The organism is Kitasatospora sp. NPDC056184, assembly GCF_042268405.1.
Classification (GTDB): domain Bacteria; phylum Actinomycetota; class Actinomycetes; order Streptomycetales; family Streptomycetaceae; genus Kitasatospora.
In genome coordinates this window covers 349680-363387 of sequence record NZ_JBHJUI010000006.1, presented here as the reverse complement: position 1 = coordinate 363387, position 13708 = coordinate 349680, and the positions used below count along the sequence as shown (strand labels likewise).

Annotated in this window: 14 protein-coding genes; all 14 read right to left on the bottom strand. The window is 74.5% G+C overall.

The features are described from left to right. Positions 1-11: 11 nt before the first annotated feature. A complete protein-coding gene (locus ACFC0B_RS15715) occupies positions 12-785 on the bottom strand; it encodes a hypothetical protein (protein ID WP_376086353.1) in 774 nt (257 codons plus the stop codon). A gap of 118 nt (positions 786-903) precedes the next feature. Further along, a complete protein-coding gene (locus tag ACFC0B_RS15710; protein ID WP_376086352.1) occupies positions 904-2142 on the bottom strand; it encodes an ABC transporter permease in 1239 nt (412 codons plus the stop codon). Continuing rightward, positions 2139-2864 (bottom strand): ABC transporter ATP-binding protein, encoded by a 726-nt coding sequence (locus ACFC0B_RS15705; protein WP_376086351.1) that lies wholly within the window; start codon positions 2862-2864, stop codon positions 2139-2141. The genes ACFC0B_RS15710 and ACFC0B_RS15705 overlap by 4 nt, the downstream gene beginning before the upstream one ends. Beyond that, positions 2861-4495 (bottom strand): peptidoglycan-binding protein, encoded by a 1635-nt coding sequence (locus tag ACFC0B_RS15700; protein WP_376086350.1) that lies wholly within the window; start codon positions 4493-4495, stop codon positions 2861-2863. The genes ACFC0B_RS15705 and ACFC0B_RS15700 overlap by 4 nt, the downstream gene beginning before the upstream one ends. A 91-nt stretch (positions 4496-4586) precedes the next feature. After that, a complete protein-coding gene (locus ACFC0B_RS15695; RefSeq protein ID WP_376086349.1) occupies positions 4587-5561 on the bottom strand; it encodes a hypothetical protein in 975 nt (324 codons plus the stop codon). A gap of 110 nt (positions 5562-5671) precedes the next feature. Then, the gene (locus tag ACFC0B_RS15690; protein WP_376086348.1) at positions 5672-6649 is read right to left on the bottom strand and encodes a hypothetical protein; all 978 of its coding nucleotides are present in this window, start codon (positions 6647-6649) and stop codon (positions 5672-5674) included. A gap of 84 nt (positions 6650-6733) precedes the next feature. Next, positions 6734-7156, bottom strand: a complete 423-nt coding sequence (locus tag ACFC0B_RS15685) for a hypothetical protein (RefSeq protein WP_376086347.1) — start codon at positions 7154-7156, stop codon at positions 6734-6736. A 143-nt stretch (positions 7157-7299) separates the two neighbouring features. Then, the gene (locus ACFC0B_RS15680; RefSeq protein ID WP_376086346.1) at positions 7300-7581 is read right to left on the bottom strand and encodes a LuxR C-terminal-related transcriptional regulator; all 282 of its coding nucleotides are present in this window, start codon (positions 7579-7581) and stop codon (positions 7300-7302) included. Positions 7582-7759: 178 nt separating this feature from the next. Beyond that, on the bottom strand, positions 7760-8554 hold the full coding sequence (locus ACFC0B_RS15675; RefSeq protein ID WP_350564455.1) for a type III pantothenate kinase: 795 nt from the start codon (positions 8552-8554) through the stop codon (positions 7760-7762). A 62-nt stretch (positions 8555-8616) separates the two neighbouring features. Continuing rightward, positions 8617-9609 carry a carboxylating nicotinate-nucleotide diphosphorylase gene (gene nadC, locus ACFC0B_RS15670; protein WP_376086345.1) on the bottom strand — a complete coding sequence of 331 codons (993 nt, stop codon included), beginning with the start codon at positions 9607-9609 and terminating at the stop codon, positions 8617-8619. Positions 9610-9613: 4 nt separating this feature from the next. Then, on the bottom strand, positions 9614-11290 hold the full coding sequence (locus ACFC0B_RS15665) for an L-aspartate oxidase (protein WP_376086344.1): 1677 nt from the start codon (positions 11288-11290) through the stop codon (positions 9614-9616). Between the two features lie 14 nt (positions 11291-11304). Continuing rightward, positions 11305-11754 (bottom strand): aspartate 1-decarboxylase, encoded by a 450-nt coding sequence (gene panD, locus ACFC0B_RS15660; protein WP_376086343.1) that lies wholly within the window; start codon positions 11752-11754, stop codon positions 11305-11307. A 66-nt stretch (positions 11755-11820) separates the two neighbouring features. Beyond that, complete coding sequence (panC, locus tag ACFC0B_RS15655) at positions 11821-12726, bottom strand: pantoate--beta-alanine ligase (RefSeq protein WP_376086342.1); 906 nt, start codon at positions 12724-12726, stop codon at positions 11821-11823. After that, complete coding sequence (locus ACFC0B_RS15650) at positions 12726-13661, bottom strand: Rossmann-like and DUF2520 domain-containing protein (protein ID WP_376086341.1); 936 nt, start codon at positions 13659-13661, stop codon at positions 12726-12728. The genes panC and ACFC0B_RS15650 overlap by 1 nt, the downstream gene beginning before the upstream one ends. Positions 13662-13708 lie beyond the last annotated feature (47 nt).

Below are 13708 nucleotides of genomic sequence, written 5' to 3'. Positions count from 1 at the left end.
GCGGGGCGGGCTCAGCCGGTGCCGGTGGCCAGCTCCACGTCCTCGGGCGCGGGCGGCTCGGACGGACGGGCGGGCGGCTTGGGACGGCGGCCGAACAGCTCCGCGGGGGTGGGCATCCGGTGCGGCCGGGCGGGCCGGCGGTCCTGGGGCGCGCGGGGGTCGGCGGACTGCTCGACGGGGGGCTCGGTGCTGCTCATCGGGATCCGTCCTCCAACAGGGGTGCCAACAGGGATGGGGCCGACAGGGGGGAGCGAAGTGCTCGGGGGTGCGGCGGGGCTCGGTACGGCGACGAGGTGGCGCTGGCCGGTGCTGAGGGCGAGCCGCTCCCGGACGGCGGCCTCGGCCAGCGCGTGGCAGCGCCCGGCCAGCCGGGAGCGGCGGGAGCGCTCGCCCTGGCCGCAGGGCTGGCGGCTGAGCCCGCGCAGCGCGGTGAGGTCCTCCGGCCCGGGCAGGTAGCCGTCGGCCACCGCCTCCTCCAGCCGTTCCAGGTAGCCGGTGGCGCTGCCGGGCAGGGCGGCCCGGTACCGGGCGAGGTCGGCGAGGAGGAAGGCGCGCAGCCGGCCGCCCTCCTGGACGGCCTCGTCGATCGCCTCGGTCAGGCGCAGCGCGTCCTGGACGTCCTCGGCCCACAGCGCGGCGCCCGCGCCGGTGTGCGCCGGCCGGCCGGGGAACTGGAGGTGGACGGGGACGGCGGGGTGCAGGGCTTGGGCGAGGGCGCGGCGCAGCACGCGGACTTCGTCGGCGCTGAAGGCCATGCCGCCGCGCGATCCGTGTGGCGTAGGCATGGGCTGACACTACGTGAGGAATATCCGATTTGTCGGTAGTGTCGCGCCGACGCCCCACGTTTGCCCCCGGAAACGCCCCGCGGGCGGGCCGCCGGGCCCGCCCGCGGGACGGCCGGGCTCAGCGGCGCAGTGCCTCGGCGGGCTGGATCCGGGCCGCCCGCCAGGCCGGGTAGACCCCGGCCAGCAGCCCGGTGAGCAGGCCGATCACCGGCGCGGCGGCCACCGTCGCCGGGTTGACCACCGGCGTCCAGTCCCGGGCCACGGCCACCCCGAGCACGGTCAGCACCCCCAGCGAGGTGCCGACCAGGCCGCCGATCAGCCCGAGCGAGGCCGACTCGGAGAGGAACTGGCCGGTGATGTGGCGGCCGCGGGCGCCCAGCGCCCGGCGCAGGCCGATCTCGCCGGTCCGCTCCAGGACGGCGACCAGGGTGGTGTTGGCGATGCCGACCGCGCCGATCACCAGGCAGATGCCGGCCAGCAGCAGGAACAGCTGGTTGAGGTCGGAGGTGACGTTGGAGCGCAGGGTGCGGGGGTCCGGCGGCGGGACGGGCTTGAAGTACTCCGGGTGCGCCGCGTCCAGGGCGAGCGGGGCCTCGGCGGCGATCTGCCGGGCGGCGCCGATCCTGGTCGAGATGATCATCTTGGCCCGGTCGCGCTCCGGCTCGCCCCAGAGCCGGGCGGCCGCCCCGCGCGGCACCGTCACCGAGAGCAGCAGGTCCGCCTTGCGCTTCACGTCGTCGACGATCCCGATCACCGTGAACGGCTTGTTCGCCAGGAAGATCGCCGGCTGGGTGTCCAGCGTGGTGATGCCCAGCCGGGCGGCCAGCGCCGCGCCGATCACGGCCACCTGCCGGCCGGTGGAGTCGTGCCAGCTGTCGAAGGTCCGGCCCTGCACCAGATGCGGCTCGGCGGCCGCCAGCACCCCGGCCGAGGCGGCCACCACCGACACCTGCTCGCCGCCGGCCTGCCGGCCCACCGGCGCGGCGCGGACGGTGCCGGAGGCCTGGCTCACCGGCCAGTAGACGCCGGCCGCCTCGACCCCGTTCAGCCGCTGGATCCGCGCGTCGGCGTCGGCCGGGAAGGAGAGCGGCACCAGCTCCGGGCGGGTGCCGCCGACGTCCTCGACGCTCACCTCGGTCGCGCTCAGCACGCTGAACCGGGAGTCGATCTGCGAGGAGGTGGTCGCGGTCAGTCCCAGGATGGCCACGAAGGTGCCCACCCCGAGAACGGTGCCGAGGCCGGTCAGCGCCGAGCGGGCCGGGCGCTGGAGCACCCCGGCCAGCGCCTCGGCGAGCAGGTCGCGCAGCGGGAACCGGGAGGGCTCGACCACCCGGTCGCGACGGCGGATCGGCCTCATGCCGCGGCCACCTCCTCCTCGCGCAGCACGCCGTCCCGGATCGCCACCGTCCGCCGGCCGCGGGCGGCCACCTGGGGGTCGTGGGTGATCAGCAGCACGGTCAGGCCCTGGGCGTGGAGTTCGTCCAGCAGGGCCAGGATCGACTCGGCGGTGACGGTGTCCAGGTTGCCGGTCGGCTCGTCGCAGAGCAGCAGCGAGGGGCGGCCGACCAGCGCCCGGGCGATCGCCACCCGCTGGCGCTCGCCGCCGGACAGCCGGGTCGGCAGCGCGTCCAGCCGGTGGCCGAGGCCCACCCGGACCAGCGCCGCCCGGGCCAGCTCGCGGCGCTCGGCCGCGCCCCGCCGCCCCCGGCCGGCCGTGTAGAGCATCGCGAGGGCGACGTTCTCGGCCGCCGAGCGGTGCGGGAGGAGGTGGAAGGACTGGAAGACGAAGCCGATCCGGCGCCCGCGCAGCGCGGTGCGGTCGGCGTCCGGGAGCCCGCCGGTGTCGATGCCGTCCAGCAGGTAGTGGCCGGTGGTGGGGGCGTCCAGCAGGCCGGCGATGTTCAGGAAGGTGGACTTCCCGGAGCCGGACGGGCCGATCACGGTGACGTACTCGCCGGCGGCGACCGCCAGGTCGCACGGCTTCAGCGCGGCCACCGGCGGCGGGCCCGGATAGGTCAGCCCGACCCGGCGGAACTCGATGACGGGGGCGGCCGGTGCGGTGTCGACGGCGTCGGTCACTTGGCGCCCGTCCCGGTGGCGTCCTTGACGCCGACGATCACCTGGTCGCCCGGCTTCAGCGAGCCCTCGGCCAGCGGCCGGACCTCGGTGCTGCCGCCGCCGACCGTTCCCGGGGTGACCTCCACCCGGCGGCGCTGCCCGTTCTCGTACACCGTCACCACGGTCTTGCCGTCCGCCGTCGCGGAGACCGCCGACAGCGGGACCACCAGCACCGGGCCGGCCGAGGAGGCGGCCTGCACGGTCAGCCGGACGTCCTGGCCGGCCAGCCGCGGGTCGAGCGGGGCGTCCGGCTGGACGACCATCTGGTAGCCGTTCGCGGGGGCGCCCTGCGCGGGGGCCGGGTTCTGGCCGCCGCCCGGACCGCCGCCCGGGGCGGTCCCGGCCTGCTGGCCGTCCCCCGGGGCGTCGGCCACCGCGCCGACCTTCCCGGCGGCCTTGATGCCGGTCACCTCGGAGAGGATCTCCACCGTCTGGTCGGGGTGCACCAGGCCCTTGTCGGAGATGGTCAGACTGCCCTTGACCACCAGCGCCCCGGCCGAGACGGTCAGCACCTTGCCGGACACCTCACCGCCGATCCGGCCGGCCACCGCGTCCACCCGGGCCGGGAAGCCGGAGAGGAACAGCAGCTCGGCGGCCGGGACCATCGGGCCGGTGGCGGCCTTCACGTCCGTCACCTTCTTCCGCAGCTTGGTGAGGTCCTCGGTGGCCCGGTTCACCTGCTTCTGGGCGGTGTCGACGGCGGTGCGGGCCGCGTCCACCGGGCTCTCCCCGGCCGGGGCGGCGCCGCCGGAGCCGCCGGCGGCGGGGCGGTCGGTGCCGGTCGGCGCGGTGGTCGCCCCGGTGGTCGGCGCGGCGCTCTGCTGCGCCTGTTGCTGCTGCGCCTGCTGCCGGGCGGCCGCCATCGCGTCGTCGTAGTGCTTCTTCGCCAGCTTCAGCGCGTCCTTGGCGTCCGTCAGCGCGCGCTCGCCACCCGTGACCGCGTCCTGGGCGGCGGCGGTCTGGACGTCCCCGTCCGGCGTGGCGGGCAGCGGGTCGTAGCCGCGCGCGGCGTAGAACCTCTTCACCGCGTCCTTGGTGGCCGTGCCGTAGGTGTCCTCCGGATCGCCGTCCGAGCCGAACCCCAGCTCCTTCAGCGCCTGCCGGAGCTGGCGGACGTCCTGCCCGGTGGCCCCGGGCTTGAGGTCCCGGTACACCGGCAGGTCGCCGTGCAGTGCGAACACCGGCCGCCCCGCCACCTCCAGCACCGACTGCCCGGCCTGCACCTGGTCGCCGACCTTGACCGGCAGCTTGGTCACCACCGGCTTGGCCCCCGCCGTGCCGCCGCCCCCGGCCGGCGCCACGTCCACCGACTGCCCGGCGCTCACCTGCCCGCGGATCACCACGGAGTCGGTCAGCACCCGCTTCTCCACCGCCGCCGTCAGGACGTCCGGCGCCGGCGGCTCGCTGTCCGCGGCGGCCTGCGCGGGCGACTTGATCATCGTGGAGGCGGCCACCCCGCCCCCGGCCAGTGCCACCGCCGCCGCCATGACCAGCACCAGCGCCCGCCGTCGTCGCCGGACCCCCCGGTCGCCGGTCACCTCGTCCCCGCCCGCCGCCTCCGGCGTCACGTCCGGTCCCGCGAACTCTGACACGCCCCCACCCTCGTTCCCGGAAAATCGATCCAACTGTCCGACCATGATGACGCGCTGACGACCGATCAGGGTTGTCGGCGACTTTCCGGGCTCAGCCGGCCACGGCCCTGCTCGCCGCCTCCGCGAAGCGCTTCTCGGCCTCGGCGGCCTCCTTCAGCAGCTGGGCGTTCTGCTCGACGATCCGCTGTTCCACCTGCCGGCGGACCTGGAACCACACGTCCGCCACCCCGCTGCTCGTCCGGCAGTCGGCGTCCGCCCGGGCGACCGTCAACTCCTGGGCCCCGGCGGCGCCGACGACCTTCTCGAACTGCTGCTCCGCCTCCTGCGGGCTCGCGTACGCGTACCCGCTCGGCTTCATGCACCCCGACCACGCGGCGAGCGCCGCCACCAGCCGGGAGTCGGCCGCGGTCTGCTGGTCGGCCTGCACCGCCAGTTCCCTCAGCCGGCTGCGGGCCGAGTTCCCGGCCTGATCGGCCGCGGCCAGCCTGGCCGTCGCCTCCTTGGCGCACTTGGCCGCCGCGGTGTCTCCTGCCGAGTCGGTGACGACGGGCTGCTCCGTCTCCGGAGGTTTCGCGTCCCGGCCGTGGGCGGAGCCGGCGTACCCGAAGTCCTTCAGCGCCTGGACGGACGGCCACGCGTACGGGTTCGAGGACGTCCCCTGCGCCTTCTGCCGGGCCGTGACCTGCTCGGCCGTCACCGGCGGCTGTTCGGTCACCTGGTGCCCCTGGTCCCGCGCGCACTTCACGGCGAGCTTGTTCAGGGCGTTCGAGGTGGCGGCCTGGCTCTCCGCATCCCCCCGCATCGTGGCCTCCAGCGGCAGCCCCGCGTCCCGCGCGGCCTCGGAGGAGGCGGGTCCGCCGGCGGCCTGCGACGGGGGCGGCGCGGCCGCCGGGGCCGAGGAGGCCCCGCCGGATCCGCCGGAGGAGCATCCGGCCAGTGCCACCGCCGCCGCCACGGCCAGCAGCAGCAACGCCCGCGGGCGTCGCCGGGCCCCCTGCTCGCCGCCGCCCGTCCCGCCGTCCGCCGCTGCCTCCGGTGTCACACTCGACCACTCGAACTCGTCCACGCCCCACCCTCGTTCCGGAAAGTCGTTCCAACTGCCCGACTGTGCAGAGTGGCTGACTGTCCATCAAGGTTGTCGTGCAGCGGTGTCGACTTCATCCGGGTGGCCACGGGTCAGGAGGCCAGAGCCTCGGCGGCGAGCTTCACGCGCTTGTCGATGTCCTGCTTGATGGCGCGCAGGGCCTCGGCGTTCTGCTCGATCAGCGCGGTCTCGTAGGCGGACTCGACCGTGTACCAGATGCCGACCACGTTGTGTTCGGCCTTGCAGGTCGCGTCGGCGGTAGCGGTCTGCCGGGCCTTCTCGGAGGAGACGCCGAGGGTCTGCCACTGCGGGTCGTCGGTGGCCGCGATCGGGGTGGGGTAGTCGTAGCCCTTGGCCTTCATGCAGTCGGACCAGGCTGAGAAGGCGGCAAGCAGCCGCGCATCGGTCAGCGACTTCTCCCAGCCGGTGTTCTTGATGTCGCGCGAGAGCTGGGCGTCCCCGCCGTTGCCGTTGGCCTCGGTGGCGCCCAGCTTGCCGCTCGCTTCGCCGACGCAGCCGCCCGGCGGCACCTTCTGGCCGTTGACGTCCTGGCCTCCCTGCGGGGTCTGGCCGGGGAGGAACGAGAGGCTGCCGTCCGGGCTGCCGGTGAGGGCCAGCAGGTAGGCGGGTGGCTGCGGAGCGGGCGAAGGCTTTTCGCCGGAGACGGGCGTCTTGGCGCCGTAGCCGTACTGGGCGGCCTCGGTGACGTTCGTGACGAAGTACCGCCGCTGCGTCAGGTTCGCGTCCGAGCGAGCTGTGCCGGGTGGCAGTGGGGGCTCGGTGGAGGTGAAGCCGAACCGGGCCATGCAGCGGTCCGTCAGAATATTCCTTGCCGCCACCGTCTGCCTGTTCTGCTCGCTGGTCAACAGGTAGGCCTCGATGGGCAGTGCCTTGTCCTCGGCCTGGACGATGGTCGGCACGGCGGAGATGGACGGCGGGGCCACCACGAGGCCTGCGCCTGCGGGCTTGTCGGCGGACGTGGTCGTGGAGGTGCAACCGGCCGTGAGGAGCAGGATCGCTCCTCCGGTGAGCAGTCGCGGTCGACTCGACGGCGAGGCGTGTGTGGCCATCTGGCTTCGGTCTCCGTGGTTCGGTCGTGCGGTGGGCGGCGCGGGCCCGAAAGGCGCTCGGACCCGCACCGTGAGGATGGAAGGTCAGGGTGCCGTCCAGGTGCTGGCGGCGTTGTCGTTCTTCAGTACGGTGAGGTCGGCGAAGGCGGTGGGCGTGATGGACTCGTGGTTGCCCCAGGGCGTGGAGCCGCTGCGCTCCCAGATGGTGATCGCCCAAGAGCGGGACCCGTTGCCTACGGCGGCGGCGTTGTTCTTGACCTCGACTCCGGAGCCACTGCTCCCGTACGGGCCGGCGCTGAAGTACTTGCCGGCGTAGTCGTGGATGGTGTCCCAATGCTGGAACTGGGCGCCCAGGCCGTAGTCGGACGAGTTGTAGAACAGGCAGGCGAGGTTCAACGGGCAGGTACTCGTGGTGACCGAGGCCGAGGCCGCCGGGGCGGTGGCGACGGCGGTGCCGAGGCCGGTGGCGAGGATCGCGGCGGCGGCCGCGATGCGCTTGACGTTCACATTGGACCCTTCGGACGGCCCGCCCATGGTGCGGGCGGGGACGCGAAGGAGAGAAGTTCGGTACTTCCCCCCGGTGGAACGCCGGGGGCCATGGGTGTGGACCCGACCCCCGAAGTACTACCGAATCTAGGCCATCCTTCGTATCAAGACCATTGTCCGCAAGTACAGTTGGACATCTGTTCGTACAGTGCGACCATGGCCAGGCGAAGTCGTGAGTCGACGCCGAGCCGCTCCATCAGGGCGGAGATGTGGGCCTTGACGGTGCGTTCGGTGATGCCGAGGCGGTCGGCGACCTCCTGGTTGGAGAGGTCCAGGACCAGGAGATGGAGTACCTCTTCCTGGCGGTCACTCAGACTGTCGATCCGGGACATCGAGATGCGCAGGCCGTCCAGGGCGGCGTCGATGGTTGTCGTGGTTCCGTGCATGTGTTTCCCCCCTTGGTGCCTGCCGCTCCTTGAAGGGTGGCGGCGGGTGGTGGGGCCCCGTCGACCGACGCTAGCAGGGGGCTCGGCGTGGCGGGTGATCGCGTTCGGTCGCGATGGGGGGACCGTGGGTGATTGTCCTCGTTCGCGAAGGTGTGAGGTGCGTCACACATCGCGGGCGTCAGCTCGGGCGGTTGCGCTCGTAGACCAGGCGCAGGCCGATGAGGGTCAGCCAGGGCTCGTGGACGTCGATCGAGCCGGCCTCGCCGAGGACGAGCGGGGCCAGGCCGCCGGTGGCGATCACCTGGACGTCGTCGGGGTCCTTGGAGAGCTCGCGGGCCATCCGGTCGACCAGTCCGTCGACCTGGCCGGCGAAGCCGTAGAGGATGCCGGACTGCATGCCCTCGACGGTGTTCTTGCCGATCACGTTGCGCGGGCGGGTCAGTTCGATCTTGCGCAGCAGGGCGCCGCGGTTGCCGAGCGCCTCGACGGAGATCTCGATGCCGGGGGCGATCGCCCCGCCGACGTAGTCGCCGCGGGCGTTGACCGCGTCGAAGGTGGTGGCGGTGCCGAAGTCGACCACGATGCACGGGCCGCCGTAGAGGTGGTTGGCGGCCAGCGCGTTGACGATGCGGTCGGCGCCGACCTCCTTGGGGTTGTCCATCAGGACGTGCACCCCCGTCTTCACCCCCGGCTCCACGATCACCGCGGGGACGTCGCCGTAGTAGCGGCGCGTCACCTCGCGGAACTCGTGGAGCACGGAGGGGACGGAGGAGCAGATCGCCAGGCCCTCGACCTTCGCGTCGGCGATCGCCGTGCGCGAGCCCTGCGAGCCCATCAGGCCGTGCAGCAGCACCGCCAGTTCGTCCGCCGTGCGCCGCGGATCCGTGGAGATCCGCCAGGTCTCGACGACCTCCTCACCGCCGAACAGGCCGAGGGTGGTCTGGGTGTTGCCGACGTCGATGGTGAGCAGCATGGGGTGCTTTCTTCGTCGAGGACCAGCGGACGGGCGGAACGGGCGTGCGGACGGACGAGCGGTCAGGCGCGCAGGTCCAGGCCGATGTCCAGGATCGGCGAGGAGTGGGTCAGCGCGCCCACCGCCAGGTAGTCGACACCAGTCTGGGCGACCTCGCGCGCGGTGGCCAGGGTGAGTCCGCCGGACGCCTCCAGCCTGGCCCGGCCGGCCACCAGGGCGACCGCCTCGACCAGCTGCGGGACGGTGAAGTTGTCCAGCAGGATCAGGTCGGCCCCGGCCTCCAGGACCGGCGCGATCTGCTCCAGGGTGTCGACCTCGACCTCGACCGGCAGGTCCGGGTAGGCGGCCCGGACGGCCCGGAACGCCTCGGCCACGCCGCCGGCCGCGACCACGTGGTTGTCCTTCACCAGGGCCGCGTCCGACAGCGCCATCCGGTGGTTGGCGCCGCCGCCGCAGCGGACCGCGAACTTCTCCAGCGCGCGCAGGCCCGGGGTGGTCTTGCGGGTGTCGCGGACCACCGCGCCGGTGCCCTCCAGGGCGTCCGCCCAGGCCCGGGTGGCGGTGGCGATGCCGGACAGGTGGCAGAGCAGGTTCAGCGCGCTGCGCTCGGCGGTCAGCAGGTCCCGGGTGCGGGAGCGGACCGAGAGCAGCACCTGGCCGGCCTCGACCCGGTCGCCGTCCTGGACGTGCCGCTCGACCTCGAACTCCTCCTCGCAGACCAGCGAGACGACCGCCTCGGCGATCCGCAGGCCCGCCACCACGCCCGCCTGGCGGGCGGTGAAGTCGGCGGTGGCGACGGCGTCGGCCGGCACGGTCGCCACCGAGGTGACGTCCTCGCCGCCGGCCAGGTCCTCGGCCAGCGCCAGGGTGGCGATGTCCTCGACCTCGATCGGGTCCAGCCCGGCCTCCTCCAGCAGCTCGGCGAGCTGCGGGTCCAGGCCGGTCTCGTAGCCCTCGCCGTCCCCGCAGGCGCAGCCGTCGCCGCAGCCGCCGGCCAGCGGGAGCTCCTCGTGCTCGTGCTCGTGCAGGTGGGTCAGATCGGTCGCGTCGGTCATGGTGCTACTGCTCCTCGGGGGTGCTGACGGGGCCGCCGGAGGCGGTGAGGGTGGTGATCAGGTGGCGCAGCCCGTGCGCGTCGTCCCGCTCCGGGAAGTCCTCGCGCCAGTGGCAGCCGCGGGTCTCCTCGCGCTGCGCGGCGGCGGTGACCAGCGCGTCGGCGACCAGCAGCAGGTTGGCGGCCTCCCAGGTCTCCACCCGGGGGTCGGCCGGCTTCTGCTCGGCGGCGTCGGTGCGGGCCTGCTCGGCGAGCAGTGCCAGCCCCTGCGCCGTGGCGGCCATCGACGCGGCCGAGCGCAGGACGCCCGCGCCGCGCGACATCAGCCGCTGGATCTCGGCCCGCGCCTCGGGCGCGGGCAGCGGCACCGGGCGGGCGGCGCGGGCGGCCGCCGCGTCGGCGGTGCGCGCGGGCAGCTCGCCGGCCGCGTGCCGGGCGGTCAGGTCGGCGGCGATCCGCTCGGCGAAGACCAGGCCCTCCAGCAGCGAGTTGGAGGCCAGCCGGTTGGCGCCGTGCACACCGGTGCAGGCGACCTCGCCGCAGGCGTAGAGGCCGGGGACGGAGGTGCGGCCGCGGGGGTCGGTGCGCACCCCGCCGGAGGCGTAGTGCGCGGCCGGGGCGATCGGGATCGGCTCGGTGACCGGGTCGATGCCGTGCGCGCGGCAGGACGCCAGGATGGTCGGGAACCGCCGCTCCCACATCTCGGCGCCGAAGTGCCGCCCGTCGAGGTACATGTGCCGGGCGCCCCGGAGCTGCATCCGGCGGGTGATCGCCTTGGCGACGATGTCGCGCGGGGCCAGCTCGGCGAGCTCGTGCTGACCGACCATGAACCGCACGCCGTCCGCGTCGACCAGGTGGGCGCCCTCGCCGCGGACCGCCTCGGAGATCAGCGGCTGCTGGCCGTGGGCCTCCGGGCCGAGCCAGAGCACGGTGGGGTGGAACTGGACGAACTCCAGGTCGGTGACCTCGGCGCCGGCCCGCAGCGCGAGCGCCACGCCGTCACCGGTGGAGACCGCCGGGTTGGTGGTGGCCGAGAAGACCTGGCCCATGCCGCCGGTGGCGAGCACCACCGCGCGGGCCAGGACGGCGCCGACGCCGTCCCGCTGCCCCTCGCCCATCACGTGCAGGGTCAGCCCGGCCGCGTGCCCGTCGGCGTCGGTGAGCAGGTCGAGGACGAGGGCGTGCTCGATGAGCTCCACCTCGGGGTCCCGCCGCACGGCGTCGACCAGGGCGCGGGATATCTCGGCGCCGGTGGCGTCGCCGCCGGCGTGCGCGATCCGGTTGCGGTGGTGGCCGCCCTCACGGGTGAGCAGGATCGCGCCGTCGGTGCCGCGGTCGAAGGCCGCACCGACCGCGATCAGCCGGCGGACCGCGTCCGGGCCTTCGGTGACCAGGGTGCGGACGGCGTCCTCGTCGCACACCCCGGCGCCGGCCACCAGGGTGTCGGCCAGGTGCTGCTCGGGGGTGTCCCCCTCGCCCAGGGCGGCCGCGATGCCGCCCTGGGCCCAGCGGGTGGAGCCCTCGTCCAGCATCGCCTTGGTGACCACCAGGACCCGCAGGCCGGCCTTGCGGGCGTTGAGCGCGACGGTGAGCCCGGCCACGCCGGAGCCGACCACGACGACGTCGGTGTCGGTGGTCCAGCCCGGTGCGGGGGCGGTGAGGCGGTGCGTGACGGCGGACATGGCGTGATGGCTCCTTAGCGCGCGGCGGCGTCGACGGCACCGCTGCCGCCACGGTACGCCGCGTCCCCCCGCAGCAGTCCGGTGCCCTCCCCGGCCTCGGCCGGGTCCCCGCCGGTGCCGGTGATCCGGTTGTGCTCGTCGACGAAGACGACCTTGGGGAGGTAGCCCTCGGCCTCGGCGGTGTCCATCTGCCCGTAGGCGATCAGGATGACGAGGTCGCCGGGGTGGACCAGGCGGGCGGCGGCGCCGTTGATGCCGATGACGCCGGAGCCGCGCGGGCCGGCGATGGTGTACGTCTCCAGCCGGGCGCCGTTGTTGATGTCGACGATGTGGACCAGCTCGCCGGGGAGCAGGTCGGCGGCGTCGAGCAGGTCCTCGTCCACCGTGACCGAGCCGACGTAGTGCAGGTCGGCCTGGGTCACGGTGGCCCGGTGGATCTTGGACTTGAGCATGGTGCGGAGCATTGCGGGTCACGCCTCCTGTGAGTGCATGCCTAGGGGAGATGCCGAGCGGACGTACCGGTCGCCGGGTTACCGGACGATGATGCGGACGTTGTCGATCAGGCGGGTGGCGCCCACCTTCGCGGCCACGGCCAGCACCGCCTCGCCCTGGAAGTCGTCCGGCGCCTCGGTGAAGTCGTGCGGATCGATCAGGGCGAGGTAGTCGAGGTCGACGCCCTCGGCGGCGTCGAGCACGGCCCCGGCGGCCTCGCGCACGGCCTTCGGGCCCCGCGCGGCCGCGTCCCGGCCGGCGAACAGCGCCTCGGACAGGGCGAGCGCGCGGGTGCGCTCCTCCGCCGAGAGGTAGCGGTTGCGGGAGGAGAGCGCCAGGCCGTCCTCCTCGCGGGTGGTCGGCACGCCGACGATCTCGACGTCGAAGTCGAGGTCGGCCACCATCCGGCGGACGATCGCCAGCTGCTGGGCGTCCTTCTCGCCGAAGAAGGCGAAGTCCGGGTCGGTGATGTGCAGCAGCTTGGCGACCACGGTCAGCACGCCGTCGAAGTGGCCGGGCCGGGTGGCGCCCTCGTAGCGCTCGCCCATCGGGCCGGCGGCCAGCCGCACCTGCGGCTCGCCGTTCGGGTAGACCTCGTCGACGGACGGCGCGAAGACCACGTCGGCGCCGTTGGCCTCGGCGAGCCGCACGTCCTCCTCCAGGGCGCGCGGGTAGCGCTCCAGGTCCTCGCCGGCGCCGAACTGCAGCGGGTTGACGAAGACCGTGACGGCGACCCGGCCGTCCCGGCCGACCTGCTTGCGGGCGGCGCGGATCAGCGCGGCGTGGCCCTCGTGCAGGGCGCCCATCGTCATCACGACCGCGTTGTCCACCGGCTGCTCGTCCGGCCAGAACGCCGCCTCGAAGTCGTCGACGGTGCGCGTGACCACGGCCCGGTGGACCTTCGGGGCGCGCTGGGCCTTGCCCGGCTGCTTGCCGCGTGCCATTACTGCTTCTCCTCGTTCAGTACGTCCAGCAGCGCCGCCGCCGACGCTTCGTCGATCGTCCCGTGGGCCAGGGCCCGCTGGGCGGTGGCGCGGGCCATCGCCCGGTAGGCGGCCGGGATGTCCGGGGACACCGTACTGAGCTGCGCCAGGTGGCGCCGTACGGTGCCGGCGTCGCCCCGGGCGACCGGGCCGGTGAGGGCCGCGTCGCCGGAGCGCAGCGAGTTGTCGAGCGCGGCGCCGAGCAGCGGGCCGAGCATCCGGCCGGGCTCGGCGACGCCCGCCGAGCGCAGCAGCTCCATCGCCTGCGCGACCAGCGTGACCAGGTGGTTGGCGCCGTGCGCCAGGGCGGTGTGGTACCGCGGGCGAACGTCCTCGGGCACCCACTCGGGCTCGCCGCCCATCTCCACCACCAGCGCCTCGGCGACCGGGCGCAGCTCCTCGGGGGCGGTCACCCCGAACGGGCAGCCGGCCAGCCGGGCCAGGTCGACGGAGGTGCCGGTGAAGGTCATCGCGGGGTGCAGCGCGAGCGGCAGCGCGCCGGCCCGGGTGGCCGGCTCCAGCACGGCCACGCCGTGCGCGCCGGAGGTGTGCACCAGCAGCTGGCCGGGGCGGACGGCCCCGGTGGCGGCCAGGCCGGCCACCAGGTCGGCCAGCGCGTCGTCGGGGACGGTGAGCAGGACGAGGTCGGCGGCGGCCAGCACCTGCGGCGGGGTGACGACCCGCACGCCCGGCAGCAGCGCCTCGGCGCGGCGGCGGGAGGCGGCGGACACCCCGGAGGCGGCGACCACCTTGTGGCCGGCGAGCTGCAGGGCGGCGCCGAGCGCCGGGCCGACCCGGCCGGTGCCGACCACGCCCACGGCGAGGCGGGCGGGGCGGTTGCCGGGGTCGGCCGGATCGTCGAGTGGGGACAGATCGCCGTAGTCGGACAGACTCACGCACCCACCTTTGTCCAGGGGTCCCGTTCCGGTCCACTCGACGGGTA

What these genes read in the sequence shown, in the direction of transcription:
- ACFC0B_RS15710 (WP_376086352.1), bottom strand. Translation starts at nt 2,142, where the DNA reads ATGAGGCCGATCCGCCGTCGCGACCGGGTGGTCGAGCCCTCCCGGTTC.
- ACFC0B_RS15715 (WP_376086353.1), bottom strand. Translation starts at nt 785, where the DNA reads ATGCCTACGCCACACGGATCGCGCGGCGGCATGGCCTTCAGCGCCGAC.
- ACFC0B_RS15680 (WP_376086346.1), bottom strand. Translation starts at nt 7,581, where the DNA reads ATGCACGGAACCACGACAACCATCGACGCCGCCCTGGACGGCCTGCGC.
- panC (WP_376086342.1), bottom strand. Translation starts at nt 12,726, where the DNA reads ATGGCACGCGGCAAGCAGCCGGGCAAGGCCCAGCGCGCCCCGAAGGTC.
- panD (WP_376086343.1), bottom strand. Translation starts at nt 11,754, where the DNA reads ATGCTCCGCACCATGCTCAAGTCCAAGATCCACCGGGCCACCGTGACC.
- ACFC0B_RS15665 (WP_376086344.1), bottom strand. Translation starts at nt 11,290, where the DNA reads ATGTCCGCCGTCACGCACCGCCTCACCGCCCCCGCACCGGGCTGGACC.
- nadC (WP_376086345.1), bottom strand. Translation starts at nt 9,609, where the DNA reads ATGACCGACGCGACCGATCTGACCCACCTGCACGAGCACGAGCACGAG.
- ACFC0B_RS15675 (WP_350564455.1), bottom strand. Translation starts at nt 8,554, where the DNA reads ATGCTGCTCACCATCGACGTCGGCAACACCCAGACCACCCTCGGCCTG.
- ACFC0B_RS15690 (WP_376086348.1), bottom strand. Translation starts at nt 6,649, where the DNA reads ATGGCCACACACGCCTCGCCGTCGAGTCGACCGCGACTGCTCACCGGA.